This is a genomic window from Bacillus sp. HSf4 (assembly GCF_029537375.1).
GTDB lineage: Bacteria > Bacillota > Bacilli > Bacillales > Bacillaceae > Bacillus > Bacillus sonorensis_A.
This window is the reverse complement of the sequence record NZ_CP120679.1, coordinates 635,286-656,174: the sequence shown is the minus strand read 5'-3', so window position 1 is coordinate 656,174 and position 20,889 is coordinate 635,286. Positions and strand designations below refer to the sequence as shown.

The window sequence follows — 20,889 nt, the reverse complement described above, 5'->3', positions numbered from 1 at the left end:
CCCGCTTTTTGTCACAGAGGAATTAATTCATCTACAAACCCCCTTATACGATGTAATCCGTCGGAGTAGGTGTTTGAATGCTGCAGCAAAGCAAGGTTTTTCTCAATCGTATGAACGATCGCGCTGCCCACCACGACCCCGTCACAATGAGATGAAAGCTTTTTGAACTGCTCGGCATTGGAAACGCCGAAGCCCACGACTAAAGGCAAAGCAGTCGCCTTTTTGACGGCGGCTAAAAACCCTTCGATATCATTGTGAAAGTTTTGCCGTTCACCGGTAACTCCCAAAGAAGAAACACAGTAAACGAATCCGGAAGCCTGATTGACGATTGATTCAATCCGCCCCTCGGAAGTAGGAGCCACCAAGGGAATGTAATGGATGTTCTTCTCTGTGCAAATACAACGTATTTCCTCAACCTCCTCTACCGGAAGATCCGGAATGATGATTCCGTTTATGCCCGAGTCCTCCATCATCGAAAACGCCTTTTCAATCCCAAGCTGCAAAAGCGGATTAAAATAAGTAAACAACACGAGCGGCGTATGGATTTGTTCTTGCCTGGCCAGTTTCGCAAGGCTGATGACATCCGATATGCTGATATCGTTTTTTAAAGCTCGCAAGGTTGCTCTTTGAATAACCGGGCCGTCAGCCAAAGGGTCTGAAAAAGGCACGCCTAATTCAATGACGCTGGCACCGGCGGTTTGCAGTTCTTTCAAAATATCAAGGGACGTGCGAATATCAGGGTCGCCGACTGTCACATACGGAATAAAGGCCGGCTTGCCTTCCCGTTTTAATCTTGCAAAGGTCTGATCGATCGGATTCAATGAACCTCACCTCCGGAATGTTTCATGATCGTATCCATGTCTTTATCCCCTCTTCCGGAGATATTGACGACCATCAGATGGTCTTGGGAAAGCTTTGGCGACAGCTTCATACATTGCGCCAAGGCATGAGCGCTTTCCAAGGCCGGTATAATTCCCTCAATACGGCTCAGTAAATGAAGCGCATCAATCGCTTCTTTGTCTGTGACAGCCTTATATTCCACTCTGCCTGAATCCTTCAAATAAGCGTGCTCAGGTCCGACCGCCGGATAATCCAACCCGGCTGAAATCGAATGCGCCGGCTGCACTTGGCCGGAAGCGCTTTGCAGAAGATAGCTCATCGATCCTTGAAAAACGCCTGGCGAGCCCTTGGACAAAGTGGCGGCGTGCTCATTCGTATCCAGTCCTTTCCCCCCCGCCTCGGCGCCGATTAAACGAACTTGCGAGTCGCTTAAGAACGGGAAGAAAATTCCTATCGCATTGCTGCCTCCGCCTACGCACGCAATAATGGAATCGGGCAAACGCCCTTCTTTCGCCAAAATCTGCTCCCGGGTTTCATCACCGATGATTCTTTGAAAGTCCCTTACCATCATCGGATACGGATGCGGACCTGCGGCTGTTCCAAACAGGAAAAAAGAATCTTCCACATTGGCAACCCAGTAGCGGAGCGTCTCATTGCCGGCATCCTTCAAGGTTTTGGAACCTGAATAAACGGGCACGACCTCGGCCCCGAGCAGCTTCATCCGGTAGACATTCAGCTGCTGCCGATGGATATCCTCTTCTCCCATAAAGATCTTGCATTCCATTCCTAAAAGCGCGGCAACTGTGGCGGTGGCTACCCCATGCTGTCCGGCTCCGGTCTCGGCGATGATTTTTTTCTTTCCCATCCGCTTGGCCAAAACAGCCTGTGCAATCGCGTTGTTAATCTTATGAGCCCCGGTATGATTGAGATCCTCGCGTTTCAGATAAATTTTCGCTCCGCCCAAATGCCGGGTGAGCCTTTCCGCGTAATAAAGCGGGGTCGGCCTGCCGGAATAACCTTTAAGCAGCTGACTGACTTCCTTTACGAAATCAGGGTCTTCCCTGTACCGCAAATAAGCCTCTTCCAGCTCCACCAGGGCGCTCATCAGCGTTTCAGGGACAAACCTGCCCCCGTACTTTCCAAACTTCCCTGCAACTTGAGTTTTCATGATATATCCCCCCGTCTTTCTGCAAGAATTTCTTTGATAAAAAAAAGAAATCCTCTACAATGAAGTAGAGGAATAGAGCAGAAAAACGAACGACCCGAAGGTGCGGCTGAAGTGTTTCACGACCAATCGGCGCCTTTCGGTATTGCTTGATTATTTACTCTGCTCTGCTCAATTCCACTCTACTCTGCTCAACTAGAAAAATTTTCTTGCACGTTTATTATATCTCCTCATCGAACATAATTTCAAGGGTGAACATTTGTTCAAGGGAAAGAGAGGTTCAAAATGCCGGACATCAATGAAGAAAAAATTCGTCAACTTGTCAAAATCAGCACATTTTACTATCTTGATGGATTGAGCCAGCAGGAAATCGCCGAGCAGCTTTCTGTTTCCCGTTCACAGGTCAGCAGGATGCTGAGCGCGGCCAAATCGGAAGGAATCGTCCAAATTACAATTAAAAATCCTTATGGCGACGAACAGCAATACGAACGACGGCTGAAGGAAACTTTCGGTATAAAAAACGCGGTCGTCATCAATATGCCGGACGCCGAACAGCAGATGATCGACCTGCACCTTGCTAGAGCCGGTGCTGTATTGCTGGAATCCATCATCAAACATCACGACATTATTGGGATTATGGCTGGAAAGAGCGTCAATCTGCTCGCCCAGGAACTGCCTTTTTTTTCGCGGAAAAATCTGCGATTTGTTCCCCTTGTCGGCGGCTGGGGCGCCGAAGGGGCGACATGGCATGCCAACTCAAATACAAGATTATTCGGTGAAAAATTAAAATCAAAATACTTTTTGATCAACGCACCCGCCGTTGTCGTCTCCAAACAGGCGAGGGATATCATCACGGCTGAACGGGAAATCGCTGACGTCATTGAACTTGCCCGTCAAGCCGCAGTTTCTGTGGTGGGGATCGGAACCGTATCAGAAGAAGATACGATTGTCACTTCGGGATATTTCAGCAAGGAGGACCTTCATCGCTTAAGGGACAAAGGCGCTGAAGCGGTTGTGTGCACATCATTTTTAGATCGAAACGGAAACGTGATCAAGTGTGAAGAGGCATCCAGAATGATCGGTTTATCGGTCCATGAATTAAAAAACACCCAAAATGTAGTGGCCGTCGCAAGCGGCCAAAAAAAAGCGGCGGCGATCGGGGCGGCACTGCGCGGGGGATGGATCGATTTTCTCGTAACGGATATGGCTACCGCAAAGGAAGTATTATCGCTGCATCACTCTGGTTCACATTCTTAAACATGAAAAAGAGGCGCTGTCAGGCAGGCCTCTTTTTTTATTTCACCGCTCGAACGATGAGGTTTGTTAAAGCTTCGGCTCCTTCAGGCACAAGGTGAACGCCGTCAGAGGTGAAGTATTCGGGATGTTGAAGAGCTTCGCTGTGCCAATCGATCAAGGTCACGTTTTTCCGTTTTTTCGCCTGGCTGCGCAATGATTCGTTCACCTTGCTTTCCCATTGGCGGGGTACACGGGTATTGACGAGAAAAACATTTGCGTTTGAAAAGGCGTCAAGCAATTCGTCCATTTGGCTGTCCGTAAAATATCCATTTGTGCCGAGCTCAATGATCACAGCTTTATCCGGCTGATTATATGATGCATACGCTGAGGTCAATTGAAGCGCTTGCGACACCTGGCGGCCGACCTTTCCGTCGATCGTGATCCCGGTCATGCGCTTCTTTAGATTTGAAGCGATGTCAAGCATGACGGAATCGCCGATTGCCAAGACATCTTTTACAGAATGAGCCGGTGTCTGATCCGTTGTTTGCTCTTCTTTCTGTTCTTGATTTTCTCCGCTTGATTTCGACTGCTCATCATCTTTCGTTTCATCTGTTTTCGCCTTTTCCTCTTGTTGATCCTGTTCTTGTTCAGAAGACTGTTCAACTGCAGCACTTGTTTTCACATGAGACTCGGCATAAGGCCATTCCCGCTTTTTCTTTTCGTCCGCCAGTCCGGACAATCCGCCCATAAAGACAAGTAGGGCTGCTGCCATGAGTCCCACCGACAGTTTATTGAAAACGGACGATGTTTTCCATTCCAGCATCCTGTTCAGAAAAACGCGGCGGAAAAATCGGCGAAACCCGTTCTCTCTGATCGGCTTCTCAATGAAGCGATACGAAGCCTCGGCGATGATCAAAGTAACGACGACTTTGACTGCAGCATGCCAATACACCGGATTTCCAATTTCATGTACGGGTGTGCTCAAGACGATCACGGGATAATGCCATAGGTAAATGCCGTAAGACCTTGTTCCAATCCAGCGCAAAGGTTTCCACGACAGCAAATGGCCGATAAAGCTGCTCGGATGACTCACACAGCCAATAAAAATGGCTGCACAAATGCTGATCAAAAGCATTCCGCCCTGATAGAGAAAGGGTTCGTATTCATCAACCAAATAAATGCAGAGGATTAAAAAAAGAAAAGCGGTGAGTTCCGTTCCGTGCAATGCTTGCTTCAATTTTTTCGGCAATCGGTTTGAAGAAAGTCTTTTCATTGGCCACACAAGAGCTAAAGCACAGCCGGCCAAAAGTTCAAATGAGCGTGTGTCCGTTCCGTAGTAGACGCGGCTGGGATCTGCGCCGGGAACATACAGAACGGTCATCAGAATAGCTGAACAAAACGCAAGCACGACAACCGCGGCCGCCAGCCGGTCCCGCTTTTTCCATATGTACATTCCCAAAAGTAAAAGGATGGGCCAAACGATATAAAACTGCTCTTCAATCGCCAGTGACCACAGGTTTTTTAAAGGTGACGGCGCTCCGAAACTATCAAAATAAGATTGATTGTGAAAAATAAACCACCAGTTGCTGGCATATAAAAGAGAGGAGACCGCATCTCCCCGCACGGTATGAATCAGCTCTCTGTTAAACAGGACGGTCCAGATGACGGTGATGATAATCATGAGCGTTGCCGCAGGAAGCAGCCGTCTGACCCGGCGCAGCCAAAATTCGCGAAAATTCAGGGCAATGTCATTTCCATAGGCAGGCAATATGATGGATGTAATGAGGTAGCCGGACAACACAAAAAAGATGTCAACCCCAATAAAACCCCCGTTTGCCCAATGAAAGTCGAGGTGGTAGGCAATGACCGCCAAAACGGCAAAAGCCCGGAGCCCGTCCAACCCCGGTATATAGCGTTGATGGTGTGTCTGATCTTGCATGGTATTCCTCCAATGATATGTACGGTTATCTTGCTGTATACGGTACGGCGACCGCCAAATCAATAGACGTAATCGGGACCGCTTTTTGTTTCAAAAATATCAATTCTTTTAGAATGCACTCTCTTTAGTATAAAAGTTTCCAGACGAATCTGCAGTTACAAATTTATAAAAAAGGAAGAAAAAAAGCAAAATCCATGATTTCAAGGAATTTGTCTAATGAATATAGCGGATCCCGGCCGGAAAATCCGCAATGACCCCAGTCGGTTTTTCAAACGCTACGGTCCCCATGTACCCCGGTTTGATCATCCACAACCTTCAGTTTTTTCTGTTTCCGCAAAAAATCGATAGCCGTGCGTTATAAAACCAGCTTTTGATCGTATCCGGGTTGCGGACAGATCCCACGGAAGCGAGCGCTTTTTTGACGGATTCCTGGACAATATCGAGCGCGTCGTCTTGGTTTTTCACATAACTGTAGGCCAGCCGTCTTGTCTGTGTTGCAAGCGACAAGCGCCGCTTTGGCTGTTGCAATATAGAGCTCCTTTTATGGAAATCCGAGATATAGAGATGTTTACAATAGGATAGACAGTTTGCGGAAGTCGGGCTTTTTTAAAGAAAGATAAACTGCAAGATGGCTTGATTTATTCTATAATCCGTTTTAGGGAGGTGAAGAAAATGGCAGTCATCAGAATGCCGGATAGCGCAGCGTCTCATGCAAAGCCTGTTATCGGAATGGCGATACTTTGCATGGGGTGGACACCTTCAATCGCCTTAACCTTCTGATATACGGCTTTGCCCCTTATCCCATCAAAAGAATAAGGAGCTGGCAAACATGGGTTATGTCAAAGCAGACGCTGTTTTACCCGAAAAGCTGATATCAGAAATTCAAAAGTATGTTCAAGGGGAGACCATCTATATTCCAAAGCCTGATTCCGCCCGGCAAAAATGGGGTGTGCGGTCCGGGGCTAGAAAGCTGATTGATGAACGCAACGCTTCAATTAAAAAAGCTTTCAAAAACGGCGATTCGGTCGAACGGCTTGCCGGGGAATATCACCTCTCCATTGAAACGATCAAAAAAATTGTTTACACAACATAAAAAACAGAGCACTGGTCATACAGGATCAGTGCTTTTCGATATGGCAAGTTTGTTTCTTAAGCGATTTCTGCATTTCTTATCTTCTGCGGCTGCTTTAATCTAAAAGAGAGGAGATGATTTTTATGACTTCAATAAAGAGCAGCATGATCCAAGTTTCAGGAACGAGCCTTTACTATGAAGTGCGCGGAGCCGGACCGTTGCTGCTGATGATTCACGGAGGAAACGGGGATGCTGATTCATACCCGATGGCAGATCTGCTTGCCGAGCATTACACTGTCGTCACCTATGACCGCAGGGGACACTCGCGCAGCAAACTTGAGGATATAAACGAAAACTACCGGATTTCCGCACACAGCGATGACGCGCACCGCCTGTTGGCCGGCCTGACCGATGAACCCGCCTATGTGTTCGGCTGTAGCTCAGGCGCGGTCATCGGCCTTGACCTGGCGATCCGTCACCCTGAACAAATCCGCGTACTGGCAGCGCACGAACCCCCGATACCGGAACTGCTGTCAGATGAAGACCGCACATTTGGCATAGAGAGCCTGGCGAAGCTTGAACGCGATTATCGACAAAACGGCTTATCCGCATTAGGAGAATTCGCAGAAGCGATGGGCATCACCGCATCCGCCCAGCCCCGACAGCCGAAAGAGCGGATGGAGCGGCTGATGGCCAACATCGACTATTTTATCTTATCCGAAGTGCCCGCTCTGAGAGAATACAAACCGGACACAAGCAGGCTGAAAGCTTCATCGGCGGTCGTTGTGCCTGCCGGCGGCATTGAATCCAAAGGCTTTCTCCCATACCGGTATGCGGAGGCTTTAGCAGATAAACTGGGAACGAAAGTTGTTGATTTTCCCGGAAATCATGTCGGCGCCTCCGTATATCCGAAGGCATTCGCTGAGAAGCTGCTTGAGATTTTTTCCTATATTAAATAAATCCGCCATTCACGCGAATCGTCTGGCCGGTGATCCACTGCGATTGTTCGCTGACCAAAAATTCGATGACATTCGCGATGTCCTCCGGTTCACCGATGCGGCCGAGAGCCGTCGACTTTTTCAGCCCTTCGATCTGCTGTTCCGATTTTCCCGCCGTAAAAAGTTCAGTGTCGACCGGTCCCGGTGCGACCGCGTTAATTGTGATCTGCTTTGCGGCGAATTCCTTTGCAAGCTGGCGGGTGAACTGCTCTACAGCCCCTTTTGTTCCGGCATATACGCTGTATGTCGGAAACATTTGCCCGATGACAGATGTGGAGAAGTTAATGATCCTCCCATTCGCCTCCATATCTTTCATGGCCTGCTTGCATGCAAAATATGTGCCTTTTACATTCAGGTTGAATTGCTGATCAAAGTCTTCTTCCGTGACATCTTGAATCGGTTTGTAAATACTCATGCCGGCATTATTGATCAGGATATCGATTTTCCCGAACGCCTCTTTTGTTTTAGCAAATAAAGATTCCACACCGGCAACTGTGCTGAGGTCGGCTTGAATAGCCGCAGCTTCCCCTCCTGCCTGCTGGATCTCATTGACGACTTCTTCCGCCTTTTGCCGGCTGCTTGAGTAATTGACGGCCACTTTGGCTCCAAGGTCTCCAAGCTGCGTTGCGATCGCGCGCCCGATTCCGCGGGAAGCTCCCGTTACGATCGCTGTCTTACCTTTTAAATCGTGCATGTTTTTAACCTCCGCCCTCTCCATGTTTCAAATACCCTTTTTCCAAAAGACCCCAAACAATATCAAATTCCTGTTCAATCGTATCTCTTTTCCATTCATTCGCATGCGCCGGATGGTGGAAACGTTCCGTCGCGTAAAAAATGCCTTTTGCCACTTCAACAGGATCATTTGCACAAACAGAACAGCGGTCGATGAGCCCGCTCAATTGCTCGACGATATTGGAAATGCTTTCATCGACAAGCTCTGGAGATTCATTGGTGACTTTGGCATACATCGCAAACAATTCTTCATCCTTCATGGCATAATACCGTTTGAGCTCAAACAATTTCTTTATATAAGCCTTGACATGCGCCGGACCTTCGCGGGAAGAATCGTGATAAACACCGGTAAGCGGCTTGAAAATCTTTTCACCCAGCCACATTTGGGTAGCTGCCTCGAAAATCTCTTTTTTGCTTTTAAAATGGCGGTAAATCGTACCGTGACTGACGTTCAATGCTTTGGCCACATCCGTGATCGATGTTTTCGCTGCACCGTACCGCCTTAACGTTTCTTCTGTTGCTTCAAGGATTTGTTTTTTCGTCAATGCTTCTGAAACATTCTTCATGATGCTGCGTGTTCCACCTCCTTTAGGATGATCATAGCAAGAAAAGTAACAAATGACAAATAATTTATTTTGTCATTCGTCATAAAATGAAAAACGACTATCAAGATAGCCGTTTCAAATCCTTTACTTAGGATGTGTAAGCTTTAAAATGCGTTCGTAAGCATTCATATAAAGAACAGGGTCGGGATCCACACCTTTTTTCTTTGGCACATCAAAATCAGAAAGTACAAAATGATGTTTTGGCTGAACGTCATGCTTGGCTAAACAGCTTTTGCAGCAGCACAAAGGACAGCCGTCGATGGCAATGATATCCCGTCCGGATTTTGCCGTTTTGACAAGCGGCTTGACATCACCGCCAACCCCGGCAATACAGGACATTTCAGCTATTTTTTCGCGATCCATTTTGATGGCGATCATGTTGGCCGTTTGCGCGGCCGAAGAACATCCAGAGCATGAATACACAAGCGGTAAATCTTTTCGTTTCATTTGTTCATTCTCCCCTTTTTGTCTTTTCGCAGCAAAACTATTAACTCACTTTACATGATGTGTATTTTTAAGACTGTGAGTTAGATCACTTTTTGACATTGGGGGCTATCCGAAGCGAGGGATATAGCGAAAAAAGAGCAAACCATCATCTAAAAAGGTTTGCTCTAGCAAGATACATATCCAGTTCGTCAGTATACTTCCATCAAACGGCTGTTGTTTTTGGGTGGGGTTTGGCATTGATTATTGGTATTAATCGGTCTTAGAAAAACCACCTTTCATTTCAAAAATACCAGTCGTTTTTCTCCGTGTAAACCGAATAATACACTCAGCCGCGGCCACGTTCAGGGCAATCGCCCCATAAACGCCGATCGTATAGCTGAGATCGTATGCCAAGCCGAATCCGCTGCGGCCCACAAAGGTGATGACATGAATAAACAGATTGGTAAAACAGAATAAATAACTGCGGATCATCCACTTTTGATGCTTGTCAAACCGCTTTCGCCGCGCTTGCCATACGGAAATCACCGTAGCCGCCGGCCAATACATGTTCACCAGATTAAAGGCGATGCTCACGATTCTTCCTCCCGTGGAGTGCGGCGCCATATAGCCTGACGTCAGCGTCACAATCAGCACGCAAACGACATAGACATAGCCGTTCAAGCGGTGGAGCTTGCGGCTTCTCACAGAAAAGTTAACAGCTCCCGCCAGCATGGCCAGACAGGCGGCAACCACGTGGACATACATCACCTTCAGCCAGACCGGGAGCTGAAAAGAAGCGCGCAGATGAGTTTTCTGGCTTAAAAAGGCTGTCGAATGCCGATCATGAAGCAAATTTTCAAACAAGGTATACAGAACATAGATCGCGATCAGCGTCAACATGACTGCGAACACCGAGCGTTGGAATGTCTTTCTGTTCAGCTTTTGTTCCTCCTAAAATATCATGCTATTTTTTTAATCAAGGTAGTCTCTTTTTAGCATACACCAATTATGCCGCGTTTAAAAATCGTTTCCAGCAGTTAACTGCATGTTGATTTTGAAGACGACAGACAGCCAACACCAGGTTCGCCATGATAAAATCTTCCCCATTAAAAACATCAAGTATATTCTTTTTACTATTCGCTTCGATATGTTCAAGTATCTTCTGCAAGAAACTGTCCAAACAAACGAATAGAGGGTTCACTTTCACACCTCTTTTCGGATCATGTTTTAAGAAAAATATACCAATAATCCTCGAATTTCGAATAAAAATAAGCTAAAATGTCATCATCGAAAAGGATTTTTAGGACTGTTACAAGACATTGGATATGTACAAGAACGAAACATTCTTTCAACAATCAAACCTTTTAAATTTTAGTGTTATAATAGAACATAAAAAAATACGGGAGCCAGGAGTTAAAACAATTATTGGAGGCAGTACAAAGTGACAGACGATATAACCGGAGACAATAACAGACATGAACAAACATTATCAAGGGGCCTGAAAAACAGGCACATTCAGCTGATCGCCATCGGTGGAGCCATCGGGACGGGATTGTTTCTCGGCTCGGGGAAATCGATCCATTTTGCAGGACCGTCGATTTTATTTGCTTATATGATCACCGGGATCATTTGCTTTTTTATTATGCGTTCTCTTGGAGAATTGCTGTTAAGCAATCTGGAGTACCACTCTTTTGTTGATTTTGTCAGAGACTATTTGGGCGATATGGCAGCCTTTATCACCGGCTGGACCTACTGGTTTTGCTGGATTTCGCTCGCCATGGCCGATTTGACCGCGGTCGGACTCTACACCCAATACTGGTTTCCCGGTGTACCGCAGTGGACACCGGGCTTTATCGCGTTGATTATTTTGCTGATCATGAACCTGGCGACTGTAAAGCTTTTTGGAGAGCTTGAATTCTGGTTTGCATTAATCAAGGTGATCGCGATTCTGGCGCTGATTGTGATTGGTTTATTCATGATCGCAACAGGTTTTTCCACCGCTTCAGGCCAAGCGAGCTTCACGAATCTGTGGAGCCACGGCGGCATGTTCCCAAATGGGCTGCATGGATTTCTTCTCTCATTCCAGATGGTGGTGTTTGCATTTGTAGGCATCGAACTTGTGGGACTGACGGCAGGCGAAACAAAGGATCCGGCAAACGTGATTCCGAAAGCCATCAACAATATCCCTGTCAGGATTTTGCTTTTCTATATCGGCGCTCTTCTTGTGATTATGAGCATCTATCCGTGGAATATCATCAATCCTGATGAAAGTCCATTCGTTCAAGTTTTTGCAGCAGTCGGGATCATTGCGGCAGCCAGCATCATCAATTTTGTCGTTCTGACATCAGCGGCTTCGGCAAGCAACAGCGCGATCTTCAGCACAAGCCGGATGGTTTACTCGCTTGCCAAAGAACAAAATGCGCCTGAAGCAATGAAAAAGCTGACTTCCCGCAAAGTACCGAGCAATGCGCTGTTCTTTTCAGCCGTCGTGATTCTCATCGGCGTGACGCTGAACTATATCATGCCGGAAGAAGTGTTCACGCTGATCACAAGCATTTCCACGATATGCTTCATCTTTATATGGGGAATCACGGTGATCTGCCATTTGAAATACCGCAGAACAAGACCGGATTTAGCGAAAACAAACACATTTAAAATGCCGTTTTATCCATTTTCAAATTATGTGGTTCTTATCTTTCTTGCGTTTATTCTCGTTGTGCTCGGATTGGCGCAGGATACCCGTGTTTCCTTATTTGTCACACCGGTTTGGTTTTTGTTGCTGATCGTTATTTTTAAAATGAGGAAACCGAAGGAACAAGTCTAGAAAGCGAAGATGTGACTCAGCCTGCAGAACATGCTCTGCAGGCTTTTTGTTTTGGAGCGGATGGCACCTCATGTAGAATGAAACTTAAGAAAACGGATACAAGGAGAGGAGAGATGAAAAAACAGAAAAAATGCCGGCTGGTCGCACTGTCTATCATGTTTTAAAAAATCACATGACAGAAAAAGGAGAATAAACTTATGAAAATCGTAGATTTATCAGTGACCTTAAGGGACGATATTCCATCTGACCCTCCTGGTTTTATTCCCGAAATTGAATATGTGGATCATAAGCAAGGGGCCAAGCAAATGGTCCAAATCTTCCCCGGGCTTTCTTCAGACGACCTTCCCGGCGGTGAAGGCTGGTCGCTTGAAAAAGTGAAGATGTCGACACATGCCGGAACTCATATAGACGCCCCTTACCATTATCGTTCGGTTACGGATGACGGCAAGCGGATGGCGACGATTGATGAAGTTCCTCTTGAGTGGTTTCACGGCCCTGGCGTCAAGCTGGATTTCAGACATTTTGAAGATGGACGAATCGTCACTCCGGATGACATCGAGAAAGAACTTCAACGAATCAATCATACGCTTGCTCCCGGCGACATTGTCCTTGTCAATACATCGGCCGGCGCCAAATACGGACAGAAAGATTACTTGAACAGCGGCTGCGGCATGGGGCGCGAAGCCACGCTCTCTTTAACCGAGCGCGGCGTGCGCCTTGTCGGTACTGACGCTTGGAGCTGGGATGCTCCGTTCAGTGTAACCGCCAGGCGCTTTGAGACGGAAAAAGACCCGGCGATTATTTGGGAAGGACATTACTCCGGAAGCAAAATCCCTTACTGCCAAATTGAAAAACTCGCCAATCTTGAGCAATTGCCTTCCACCGGTTTTTATGTGATGGCTTTTCCCGTAAAAGTTGAAAAAGCCTCAGCCGGATGGGCGCGTCCTGTCGCCATTCTTCACGCTGAACGTGAAATAAAGGATGAAATGGTCAATGGCAAGAATACAATTAGCTGATATTGATCGGGTACATAATGAACAAAAAGCGTAATACCAGCGGTTTCCGGCAAATTTAACGCGGGCTTTGCTGCGTTTGATTGATGAATGTGCGTACCCGCGTAAAAGTAACCGATTTAACATTTGAAAATACGAAACAAATATTCAGTGAACAGGAAAGAGCCGAATTCACTCTTTTGAATGTCGCACGTTTTTTGGAAACATTGGCTGTCGATCTGGATGAAGCGCCGCCCTCTTGGGATGGTGTAGAGCGAGCATGAAAGACTGACAAATACAGAAGAACCGAGGGAATACCCCTTGGTTCTTTTGGTCATACAACCTGGGTAAATAGGCAATAAAATGAATATAAGACGGCTAAAACTCCCGCTATTAAATTGAATTCGTTGTGTTTATGTTCCTGTTTTATCAACGTGAAGAAGAAAAGACCTGAAAAGAAAAATCCAATGAACCATCCAATGGAGATTTGCAGAAAAGTTAAAACAAAGCCGGTAACCCCCATCATTTGAAACACTCTAGGTAATTTGCCCACCAATAATACCCTCCTTTATTCATCACGATAACTCAACGCCTTTCGGAATTCATTGAGTAAAGTTTTATCGTTCAAAAAAATCTGGAACGTTCGGACATTACCTAGATAGTAAATTCAGATTCTTCTTTGTCAGCTTCATAAACCGAACGTAAGACAAGCTTAACAAAAGCCTCAACAGCCGGAAATTGCCATTTTTTCTTCTTAGTCAGCATGTGGGAATAAAGCGGGGCGAGTTTTTCAGAATGGGTCAGAATGTTTTAGCTAGCCGCAATCCACTTCATCTTTCACTGTCATATAAGGTAAAGCAGAAAACCCGAGTCCGCTCATGACCATTTGTTTAATCGCTTCTATATTCCATCGTTTGAAAGTAGTGGAGATCATGTTTTAAAAGGTATCTTTCAAACATTGTCCGATAACTGCAGCCTTCTTCATTCGTTATAAAAAAATGGTTTTGATCATCTTCCAAATGATCCGGCCCTTCACTGCTGCCGACAAGGACGATCCTCTCCTCAGCCAGTGTATGATGAACGCATTTTTCTTTCAAGTTATGGACTCCATTCAGAAAAGTGATTCTTCACAAACTGCTTAAATTTCTCCACTGCCGGTGATAAATATCTTCCTTCTATCCAGGCGATGCCAATCAGACGTTGGCATTCCGGCCAGCTGATCCGGACTTTGGAGATATGGCTCTGATCCAGTCCTTTTAGGTCGGGCAGGATTGAAATACCGAGTCCTGAGGCGACAAAGCCTGCTGCGGTGGCCACTTCCTCACCTTCAAAGAGGATCTCCGGTTGAATTTGCGCTTTTTCAAAAAGTTCATCTACTGTGTATCGGAGTGCATAACCATTTTTTAATACGATAAAAGGCTCTTTGGCGACTTCATCCAATGTCACACTTTCACAATCGGCTAATCGGTGTCCTTTTGGCACAAACAAAAAAAGCTCTTCACTCCATAATTGCACCCAATGAATGGACTTTTCGGGCTTGATGGATTGCAGTAAGCAAAGATCCAGTTCACCGGACTTCAGTTTATCGAGAAGCCAGTAAGAGTGATTTTGTCTCAGGTGAAACTGAATTCCCGGATGCTGACGTTTAAAAGATCCGATTAAATCCGGAACGATCGTTGTCCCAAGCGTATGCAAAAAGCCGAGTGATACTTCCCCATGGTCCGGATCCAATAACTGTTTGATTTCTTCTTTGCCGTCATGAAACTCTTTCATCATCACATCCACCCGTCTTAAAAAAATCTCTCCATACTTGTTCAGCCTGATTGTGCGTCCTTGTCTGTCAAACAGCTGAACACCTAAATAGACCTCTAAACGATGGATAGAACGTGAAAGTGCAGGCTGAGAGATCGATAAACATTCTGCAGCTTTTGTGACGTGCTGTATCCGGGCAAGAGCTTGAAAATACTCAAGTTGTTCCCATTCCATAGGTTCCGTCTCCTTCCCATCTCATGACACTAAAACATTAAAAACATATTTATAATGCATTATATAATATAAATGAATAGTGCTACCATCATTGATAACGGGGCCGAGAAGATGTGCAGAAGACAAGGCAAAGCGTTTCAACTATTCTTGATGTTGTAAAATAAATATCTTCATTGGGAGGAATTGATTGTGATCAAACGGCTTGATCATTTTGTTTTAACTGTAAAAGACCTTCAAGAGACAATCAGCTTTTATACGCGGGTTTTGGGAATGAAAGAAGAAACGTTTGGCTCAGGCAGAAAAGCGTTGCGTTTTGGCAATCAAAAAATAAATTTGCACGAGGCTGGCAATGAATTCACTCCCAAAGCAAAACATCCGCTTCCCGGCTCTGCAGATCTCTGTTTTATCGCGGAAGAAACAATAGACGATATAATCGAACATCTACGTCAAAACAATGTGAACATTGAGGAGGGACCTGTCAGAAGAACCGGTGCGCTTGGTCCGATTGTATCTGTATATATTAGGGATCCTGATCAAAACCTGATTGAAATATCACAGGATCTAGACCCTTTAAAAAGCTGAAAAAGAAGGGATGAGTTTCCTCTCCCTTCTTTTTAGGACTCACTTTATTCGCCGCCACTTGTGTTAGCACGTTTTAACCTTGGCAGTTAATTGCTTTTCTCAGCGGAAGCCGGAAATGAGCTTAGATTAACGTCCTGCTTCATGCTTATCTCATTCATGCCAAGATTCGTTTACACCTCTTGAACTTGAATAAGGATTTTGGTGATTTGATTTTCAAATCCATCGACCATCACTTCATCAAGCATGAATTCCTCATATGTATACTCACCTATCTGCATCCCATTCTTTTCAATGAATTGAATGATTCTGCTGTAGGCATCTTCAACTTCTTCGCCTTTTTGGTAGCCGATTGCATACAGCCCTTTTCGTCTCACATGCTCGTTTGCCGTATCGATTCCTTCTTTTACTTTTACATAAAAGTGAATGTAATTATAGAAGTCTTTATTTAAGATTTGTTCCCGTGCCAATATACCGCCGACAGGATACCCCTCATCTAATCCACGAGACTCAACATCGTGAATGAGCTCTGAAATGGCTGCAACGTATTTTCGTTCTGGTAAATGTAAAGTATTTTTGCCGATCATAAATGTTTCTTCATTTAAATATTGGAAAGAAACCGAAGAGAAGTCTGTTTTTAACGCTTGTTCTGTTAACGACACTTTCGTCTCGATGATCTTTTGCAAATGCTTGAGCTTTTTCACTTTGTCCTCAATTTCAACAGACTTTTCTTTCAGAAGCGGTAAGATTCGGCCCGGTGTTTTACCTTTGATGAGGGACTTGATTTCTTTTAACGGTAAACCAACCTCTTTAAACAAGTTGATCACTTGAAAAAGCTCAAATTGATGATAAGAATAATACCTATAACCATTCTCTTTTTTGATCTCCGGAGAAATCAAACCGATCTCATCATAGTGAAACAGCGTTTGTTTTTTGATGTTGCAGAGCTTGGCAAACTCACCCGTTGTGAAATATTTTTTTAAATCTTCGCACATAAAAAATCTCCTTGACTATACGGTAACCATATACTTTATGATTTTATTGTACTTGAACACAGCTTCGATCCAAAAAGAAAAGGATCATAAAAAAACGGAAAAACTCTCCGCTGGAAACGATTACGCTTTGCCTTGATTAATGTAAGAGGAGTTTTATAGATGAAAAAATCAATAAGAGAACAAAAAACGGTGCTTATTATATTATTAAGCAACATTTTCATAGCATTTCTTGGCATCGGTTTAATTATTCCAGTTATGCCTTCCTTTATGAATATCATGCATTTATCCGGCAGTACAATGGGGTATCTTGTTGCGGTTTTCGCCATTTCCCAATTAATCACTTCCCCTTTTGCGGGAAGATGGGCTGACCGTTTTGGAAGAAAAAAAATGATTGTCATCGGATTGCTTGTATTCAGTATATCAGAGTTGATTTTTGGATTGGGAACCCATGTTTCCATGTTTTATTTATCGAGGATATTGGGCGGAGTCAGCGCCGCCTTTATCATGCCTGCCGTTACAGCGTATGTAGCTGATATAACAACCCTGCAGGAAAGGTCAAAGGCGATGGGCTATGTTTCGGCAGCGATTAGCACCGGCTTTATTATTGGACCTGGTGCCGGAGGATTTATAGCCGAATATGGGATTCGGATGCCATTTTTCTTCGCTGCCGCCTTGGCATTTACAGCAGCTGTCTCTTCCGTTTTTATATTAAAAGAATCCTTGTCAAAAGAAGAACGGGAACAACTCTCGTCTCAAACAAAGGAATCCAATTTCTTTAACGACTTGAAGAGGTCGATTCATCCTGTCTATTTCATTGCATTTGTGATCGTTTTTGTGCTGGCTTTCGGCTTGTCAGCCTACGAAACGGTATTCAGCTTGTTTTCTGATCATAAGTTCGGCTTCACACCAAAGGATATCGCAATCATTGTTACGATCAGTTCGATCGTTGCCGTCATTATTCAAGTTTTACTATTCGGGAAATTGGTCAATAAACTTGGAGAGAAAAGGATGATTCAGCTTTGCCTCATCACCGGCGCGGTCTTGGCTTTCGTGTCAACTGTCATGTCAGGGTTTTTAGCTGTTTTGCTTGTCACTTGTTTTATTTTTCTGGCGTTTGATTTGCTGCGCCCGGCCCTGACGACTTTCTTATCCAAAGTCGCCGGTAACCAGCAGGGTTTTGTTGCAGGGATGAACTCCACTTACACGAGCTTAGGAAATATCTTTGGTCCGGCTCTGGGCGGTATTCTCTTTGATCTTAACATTCATTATCCTTTCCTTTTTGCAGGCATCGTGATGATTATCGGCTTGGGTCTTACAATGGTGTGGAAAGAAAAAGCAAATGAAGTTCAATCTTGAATGAGGCCGGAATCACAATACAGTTGCGTTAAAAGAAAAACATACCAAATCATATTGGGATGTTTCAGATTGTTGACAAAATCCTTTCAGCGTGACCCTCAACCTTTGCAGTCTAGAAAGGCCGAGCATCGGAGCGGACTTTCACAGGATGTGATGACGGCGGCGTTCAGGCAGTAGGCCTGCGCAATTAGCCGCCGATCCTCGTTATCATTCGTGAGCACCGACTGAGCAGACCTGACAACGAATGCGAGGGTTTGTCGACACGCTGGCGCCCCTGTTTCAGGGGTTTTGATTTTAAAGAAAGTGTTAAGAACATGGTTCAATTTTTGACAGAAGTTTTATTAAACATTGCCAATATTATTCCTGATGCTGCTAGACTTATCATTAAGGAGGAGATATCTAATCTAAATATATTGTTTATTCCATCAATGAAAAGTGTCCATAAAACATATATGGTAATCGCATTTAGTGCAAACATTTTAAACCATCTAGGTATCGCCAGCCAAGCTTTTAAAAGATCGGTAGAAAATTTGCCCATTTTGTTTCTCCTTATTATTTTTCTGATCTTTTATCAAAATAACATAGTTAAATTTTCAACGCTACATGCTCTGCCTTTTGATTTCTCACTTGGTATGTTTTTCAATCCAAAAAAACATAAATGTGCGGAAATAAAAAAATACCAAGGCGTCTAACCCTTGATATTTCTTTTGACTAATCCTTTAATCCCTTTCCATCGAGAATGTTCTGCACATATTTTTCAACCCTTGACTCTCGGGTTTTGGATTGTTTGGCTTGAGAAAAATAAAGAATATATGCTCTTTGCCGTCCCGGGGTTAATCCTTCAAAAGCAGCTTTCAAGCCAGGGATTTCTTCGAATTTTTTTTGAAGTTCTTCAGGAATTTGATATTCTGTATTCTTTTTAAAATCGACTTCCAAACCGGCTTTTTCAACTTCAATCGCTTCATGAATATAGGCTTTCAGGATGGTTTCCAGTTCAATGATTTCCTCAACATTTTTGAAGCGAATCTGCCGCGCCGCTTGTATATTCTCCGTTTGTTGAACAAGAATCCCATGCGGGTCCTTTAACAAGGCACCTTTATGAAACAGAAGCGCACAATATTCTTTAAATCCATGGATTAAAACGATGTTTTTGTTATTAAACGTGTAACAAGGATGCATCCACTTAAATTCTTCGGTCAGCTCACAGTCAAGAACGATATGTCTTAACTTCTCAAATTCTTTCTTCCACTTTGTAGCCCTGCTTAAAAATTCTTCGACCTTGGGATTTATTTGACTATTTGTCATCAAGGAACACCCTCTTTCCGAGCAGTTTGCTTTTTCCTATACTCTTTCTTACATTTCTTCTAACAATTTTTTAAGATCTTCGCCCATTTTCGCCCAACCGAATTTTGCACCATTGAACGCTTGATCTTCTTTTTCGAAACCTGTGTGTTCGAGATGCAGGGAGGTTTTTCCCTCCTCATGCTTTAATGTCCATGTGACTGTAGTGTTTATTCCGCCGCCGACCCAAGTGTAAGATAGCTTGTAAGGCTCGTCTATTTCAAGAACTTCGGAATCAATTATTAAATTCCACTGCTCATTGCGAAACTGAAATTGATGTCCGACGACAGGCTTAAAATCATTAGGCATGATCCATTTTGCAAGAGTATCTGCATCCGTTAAAGCGAGCCATACCTTCTCGATCGGGCTCTCAAAAGTAAAATCATGTGATACTGTTAAATCCATGTTTTGTTCCTCCTTTAATATTTGGTCTAAAAGCAACATTCTTTCACTCCAGAATTTCCTGTAAAACGATACCCAATCCTCTATTTCTTTCAATGGGGCAGCATTCAGCCGATAACGCGTTTCCCTGCCGGCCTTTCTGCTCATGACGAGACCGGCCTCTTTAAGGATTGCCAAATGCTTTGAAATAGCGGTACGGCCCATGTCAAAATGAGCGGTCAACTCTTTGAGCGGCAATTCTTCCACATCCGCTAACAAGCGCATCAATTGACGTCTTGTTGGGTCGGCAACAGCTGCATAAATATCACGATCTTGATTTTTCTCGTTCAAAATCCTCCTCCCCTTAATTGGACACCAATTGGTGTCTTAATTATATGACACTAATTGGTGTCATGTCAATTTTATCTTAGACATGACGGTTTCGGTTTTATTCTCCCAGCATTTAATTTGCCGGTTACGGAACAATAAAAGAAAGCTTGAGCATGAGACGACTTTAGCTTAATAAACGGGTTGTTCACCGCCTAGTTGAAAAAACCCGGCACAAAATGGGCACTGTTATAAATCAATGAATTAAAATAAACAAAAAAAAGAATAGCCTTTCGACTATCCTTTTATTTATCTTTGTACCTTTCCCTGCGGAACCAAATGACAATCAGTATAATTCCTTGTACCGCCGGACGATTTGAATGATCTATCAAATCAACAATTTGAGCAATGCACTAACTGCTCCGGTTCCATCCTTTCATTCTCACAGCAAAGGGTTTAATAAAAGTAGGCTTATATTTGATTTTTCATTCTCTTTTCCATCTGTTCTGCCACTTGTTTCGAATTTGGATTTTCTTCATTTTGCAATTGATCAATGATGTTCGTATAATCCGTTTCATTGCGATTTTGACTTAATTTATATGCAGCCTGAATGTCTTCCACCTTAATCTTAAACCCGACAATCGCTTTCAGTTGGCTTTCTAAAAGTTGAGGAGAAAGCCCATCCCATAAAATGGGGTTTTTTCGATGTTTTTCGTATTTTTCCATCATAATTGTTAATTCTTCTATTAATTCATCTCTCTCTAGCATGCTTGCTTTACCGTATATATGGACGGCTTGATAATTCCAAGTTGGAACATCTTCATGCCCATACCAAGAAGAAGAAATGTAAGCGTGCGGTCCCTGAAACATAACAAGCACATCATCACAGGTTTCAAATGTTCTCCACTGAGGATTTCCATAAGCGATATGCCCAGTGATATAGTAATCATCACCTTTTTTATTGAAGCCTAAAGGCAAATGAGTGGCAATAGGTTTTCCTTGTTCTGTCGTGACGATTGTGCCAAAAGCGTTTTTTTGGACAAAATCCCAAATTTCATCAACATTTTCGACCTTAAAATATTTTGGAATATACAT

21 protein-coding genes and 3 pseudogenes are annotated in these 20,889 nt (G+C 44.1%); 9 read left to right on the top strand and 15 right to left on the bottom strand.

Going from position 1 to position 20,889, the window contains the following annotated elements:
• Window positions 1–11: 11 nt before the first annotated feature.
• Both trpA and trpB read right to left on the bottom strand, forming a co-directional pair.
• Complete coding sequence (gene trpA / locus P3X63_RS03335; protein WP_026586028.1) at window positions 12–821, bottom strand: tryptophan synthase subunit alpha; 810 nt, start codon at window positions 819–821, stop codon at window positions 12–14.
• On the bottom strand, window positions 818–2,008 hold the full coding sequence (trpB, locus tag P3X63_RS03330; RefSeq protein WP_026586027.1) for a tryptophan synthase subunit beta: 1,191 nt from the start codon (window positions 2,006–2,008) through the stop codon (window positions 818–820). The genes trpA and trpB overlap by 4 nt, the downstream gene beginning before the upstream one ends.
• Window positions 2,009–2,290: 282 nt before the next feature.
• Between trpB and P3X63_RS03325 the strand changes: the two genes are divergently transcribed.
• Window positions 2,291–3,262 (top strand): sugar-binding transcriptional regulator, encoded by a 972-nt coding sequence (locus tag P3X63_RS03325; protein WP_077735619.1) that lies wholly within the window; start codon window positions 2,291–2,293, stop codon window positions 3,260–3,262.
• Between the two features lie 37 nt (window positions 3,263–3,299).
• Here the strand turns inward: P3X63_RS03325 and P3X63_RS03320 are convergent, their stop codons facing one another.
• On the bottom strand, window positions 3,300–5,180 hold the full coding sequence (locus P3X63_RS03320; protein ID WP_077735620.1) for an acyltransferase family protein: 1,881 nt from the start codon (window positions 5,178–5,180) through the stop codon (window positions 3,300–3,302).
• A 295-nt stretch (window positions 5,181–5,475) separates the two neighbouring features.
• A pseudogene (locus tag P3X63_RS03315) lies at window positions 5,476–5,709 on the bottom strand (RNA polymerase sigma factor); the annotation flags it as partial.
• Between the two features lie 291 nt (window positions 5,710–6,000).
• Here P3X63_RS03315 and P3X63_RS03310 point away from each other — a divergent pair.
• Both P3X63_RS03310 and P3X63_RS03305 read left to right on the top strand, forming a co-directional pair.
• Window positions 6,001–6,273 (top strand): CD3324 family protein, encoded by a 273-nt coding sequence (locus tag P3X63_RS03310; protein ID WP_142246051.1) that lies wholly within the window; start codon window positions 6,001–6,003, stop codon window positions 6,271–6,273.
• A 122-nt stretch (window positions 6,274–6,395) separates the two neighbouring features.
• Window positions 6,396–7,211 (top strand): alpha/beta fold hydrolase, encoded by an 816-nt coding sequence (locus P3X63_RS03305; protein ID WP_277692457.1) that lies wholly within the window; start codon window positions 6,396–6,398, stop codon window positions 7,209–7,211.
• Here P3X63_RS03305 and P3X63_RS03300 read toward each other — a convergent pair.
• The 4 genes from P3X63_RS03300 to P3X63_RS03285 form a co-directional block, all read right to left on the bottom strand.
• The gene (locus P3X63_RS03300) at window positions 7,204–7,944 is read right to left on the bottom strand and encodes an SDR family oxidoreductase (RefSeq protein WP_026586021.1); all 741 of its coding nucleotides are present in this window, start codon (window positions 7,942–7,944) and stop codon (window positions 7,204–7,206) included. The genes P3X63_RS03305 and P3X63_RS03300 overlap by 8 nt on opposite strands.
• A gap of 4 nt (window positions 7,945–7,948) precedes the next feature.
• Window positions 7,949–8,548 carry a TetR/AcrR family transcriptional regulator gene (locus P3X63_RS03295; protein WP_277692456.1) on the bottom strand — a complete coding sequence of 200 codons (600 nt, stop codon included), beginning with the start codon at window positions 8,546–8,548 and terminating at the stop codon, window positions 7,949–7,951.
• A 123-nt stretch (window positions 8,549–8,671) separates the two neighbouring features.
• The gene (locus P3X63_RS03290; protein ID WP_026586019.1) at window positions 8,672–9,034 is read right to left on the bottom strand and encodes a putative zinc-binding protein; all 363 of its coding nucleotides are present in this window, start codon (window positions 9,032–9,034) and stop codon (window positions 8,672–8,674) included.
• Window positions 9,035–9,283: 249 nt separating this feature from the next.
• A complete protein-coding gene (locus P3X63_RS03285) occupies window positions 9,284–9,913 on the bottom strand; it encodes a DUF2306 domain-containing protein (protein WP_077735664.1) in 630 nt (209 codons plus the stop codon).
• A 541-nt stretch (window positions 9,914–10,454) separates the two neighbouring features.
• Here P3X63_RS03285 and P3X63_RS03280 point away from each other — a divergent pair.
• The 3 genes from P3X63_RS03280 to P3X63_RS03270 all read left to right on the top strand — a co-directional run bounded on the left by P3X63_RS03280 (window position 10,455) and on the right by P3X63_RS03270 (window position 13,113).
• Window positions 10,455–11,837 carry an amino acid permease gene (locus P3X63_RS03280; RefSeq protein ID WP_026586017.1) on the top strand — a complete coding sequence of 461 codons (1,383 nt, stop codon included), beginning with the start codon at window positions 10,455–10,457 and terminating at the stop codon, window positions 11,835–11,837.
• 197 nt (window positions 11,838–12,034) lie between these two features.
• A complete protein-coding gene (locus P3X63_RS03275; RefSeq protein ID WP_277692455.1) occupies window positions 12,035–12,853 on the top strand; it encodes a cyclase family protein in 819 nt (272 codons plus the stop codon).
• A gap of 83 nt (window positions 12,854–12,936) precedes the next feature.
• Window positions 12,937–13,113, top strand: a complete 177-nt coding sequence (locus tag P3X63_RS03270) for a hypothetical protein (RefSeq protein WP_163170572.1) — start codon at window positions 12,937–12,939, stop codon at window positions 13,111–13,113.
• Window positions 13,114–13,483: 370 nt separating this feature from the next.
• On the opposite strand, the pseudogene P3X63_RS03265 reads toward P3X63_RS03270, so the two are convergent.
• Both P3X63_RS03265 and P3X63_RS03260 read right to left on the bottom strand, forming a co-directional pair.
• Window positions 13,484–13,920: pseudogene (locus tag P3X63_RS03265) on the bottom strand (substrate-binding domain-containing protein); the annotation flags it as partial.
• A 7-nt stretch (window positions 13,921–13,927) separates the two neighbouring features.
• The gene (locus P3X63_RS03260; RefSeq protein WP_026586014.1) at window positions 13,928–14,815 is read right to left on the bottom strand and encodes a LysR family transcriptional regulator; all 888 of its coding nucleotides are present in this window, start codon (window positions 14,813–14,815) and stop codon (window positions 13,928–13,930) included.
• 189 nt (window positions 14,816–15,004) lie between these two features.
• Here P3X63_RS03260 and P3X63_RS03255 point away from each other — a divergent pair, with 189 nt between their 5' ends.
• Window positions 15,005–15,397, top strand: a complete 393-nt coding sequence (locus tag P3X63_RS03255; RefSeq protein WP_026586013.1) for a VOC family protein — start codon at window positions 15,005–15,007, stop codon at window positions 15,395–15,397.
• Window positions 15,398–15,567: 170 nt separating this feature from the next.
• On the opposite strand, the gene P3X63_RS03250 is transcribed toward P3X63_RS03255, so the two are convergent.
• Window positions 15,568–16,389, bottom strand: a complete 822-nt coding sequence (locus tag P3X63_RS03250; RefSeq protein WP_277692454.1) for a MerR family transcriptional regulator — start codon at window positions 16,387–16,389, stop codon at window positions 15,568–15,570.
• A 159-nt stretch (window positions 16,390–16,548) separates the two neighbouring features.
• On the opposite strand from P3X63_RS03250, the gene P3X63_RS03245 reads away from it, so the two are divergent.
• Window positions 16,549–17,745, top strand: coding sequence for an MFS transporter (locus P3X63_RS03245; protein WP_026586011.1), 1,197 nt, complete (start codon window positions 16,549–16,551; stop codon window positions 17,743–17,745).
• 314 nt (window positions 17,746–18,059) lie between these two features.
• The gene (locus P3X63_RS03240) at window positions 18,060–18,437 is read left to right on the top strand and encodes a hypothetical protein (protein WP_277692453.1); all 378 of its coding nucleotides are present in this window, start codon (window positions 18,060–18,062) and stop codon (window positions 18,435–18,437) included.
• A gap of 19 nt (window positions 18,438–18,456) precedes the next feature.
• Here the strand turns inward: P3X63_RS03240 and P3X63_RS03235 are convergent, their stop codons facing one another.
• The 4 genes and pseudogenes from P3X63_RS03235 to P3X63_RS03220 all read right to left on the bottom strand — a co-directional run bounded on the left by P3X63_RS03235 (window position 18,457) and on the right by P3X63_RS03220 (window position 20,889).
• On the bottom strand, window positions 18,457–19,050 hold the full coding sequence (locus P3X63_RS03235; RefSeq protein WP_277692452.1) for a YdeI/OmpD-associated family protein: 594 nt from the start codon (window positions 19,048–19,050) through the stop codon (window positions 18,457–18,459).
• 48 nt (window positions 19,051–19,098) lie between these two features.
• Window positions 19,099–19,491, bottom strand: coding sequence for an SRPBCC family protein (locus tag P3X63_RS03230; RefSeq protein ID WP_236251288.1), 393 nt, complete (start codon window positions 19,489–19,491; stop codon window positions 19,099–19,101).
• A gap of 93 nt (window positions 19,492–19,584) precedes the next feature.
• Window positions 19,585–19,818, bottom strand: a pseudogene (locus P3X63_RS03225) (ArsR/SmtB family transcription factor); the annotation flags it as partial.
• A 447-nt stretch (window positions 19,819–20,265) separates the two neighbouring features.
• A complete protein-coding gene (locus tag P3X63_RS03220; protein ID WP_026586008.1) occupies window positions 20,266–20,889 on the bottom strand; it encodes an FMN-binding negative transcriptional regulator in 624 nt (207 codons plus the stop codon).

Excerpts from the sequence above, each read along its gene's own strand:
- trpB (WP_026586027.1), bottom strand. The coding sequence starts at position 2,008 with ATGAAAACTCAAGTTGCAGGGAAGTTTGGAAAGTACGGGGGCAGGTTT.
- P3X63_RS03325 (WP_077735619.1), top strand. The coding sequence starts at position 2,291 with ATGCCGGACATCAATGAAGAAAAAATTCGTCAACTTGTCAAAATCAGC.
- P3X63_RS03320 (WP_077735620.1), bottom strand. The coding sequence starts at position 5,180 with ATGCAAGATCAGACACACCATCAACGCTATATACCGGGGTTGGACGGG.
- P3X63_RS03305 (WP_277692457.1), top strand. The coding sequence starts at position 6,396 with ATGACTTCAATAAAGAGCAGCATGATCCAAGTTTCAGGAACGAGCCTT.
- P3X63_RS03300 (WP_026586021.1), bottom strand. The coding sequence starts at position 7,944 with ATGCACGATTTAAAAGGTAAGACAGCGATCGTAACGGGAGCTTCCCGC.
- P3X63_RS03295 (WP_277692456.1), bottom strand. The coding sequence starts at position 8,548 with ATGAAGAATGTTTCAGAAGCATTGACGAAAAAACAAATCCTTGAAGCA.
- P3X63_RS03290 (WP_026586019.1), bottom strand. The coding sequence starts at position 9,034 with ATGAAACGAAAAGATTTACCGCTTGTGTATTCATGCTCTGGATGTTCT.
- P3X63_RS03285 (WP_077735664.1), bottom strand. The coding sequence starts at position 9,913 with ATGTTGACGCTGATCGCGATCTATGTTCTGTATACCTTGTTTGAAAAT.
- P3X63_RS03275 (WP_277692455.1), top strand. The coding sequence starts at position 12,035 with ATGAAAATCGTAGATTTATCAGTGACCTTAAGGGACGATATTCCATCT.
- P3X63_RS03270 (WP_163170572.1), top strand. The coding sequence starts at position 12,937 with ATGAATGTGCGTACCCGCGTAAAAGTAACCGATTTAACATTTGAAAAT.
- P3X63_RS03260 (WP_026586014.1), bottom strand. The coding sequence starts at position 14,815 with ATGGAATGGGAACAACTTGAGTATTTTCAAGCTCTTGCCCGGATACAG.
- P3X63_RS03250 (WP_277692454.1), bottom strand. The coding sequence starts at position 16,389 with ATGTGCGAAGATTTAAAAAAATATTTCACAACGGGTGAGTTTGCCAAG.
- P3X63_RS03245 (WP_026586011.1), top strand. The coding sequence starts at position 16,549 with ATGAAAAAATCAATAAGAGAACAAAAAACGGTGCTTATTATATTATTA.
- P3X63_RS03240 (WP_277692453.1), top strand. The coding sequence starts at position 18,060 with ATGGTTCAATTTTTGACAGAAGTTTTATTAAACATTGCCAATATTATT.
- P3X63_RS03235 (WP_277692452.1), bottom strand. The coding sequence starts at position 19,050 with ATGACAAATAGTCAAATAAATCCCAAGGTCGAAGAATTTTTAAGCAGG.
- P3X63_RS03230 (WP_236251288.1), bottom strand. The coding sequence starts at position 19,491 with ATGGATTTAACAGTATCACATGATTTTACTTTTGAGAGCCCGATCGAG.
- P3X63_RS03220 (WP_026586008.1), bottom strand. The coding sequence starts at position 20,889 with ATGTATATTCCAAAATATTTTAAGGTCGAAAATGTTGATGAAATTTGG.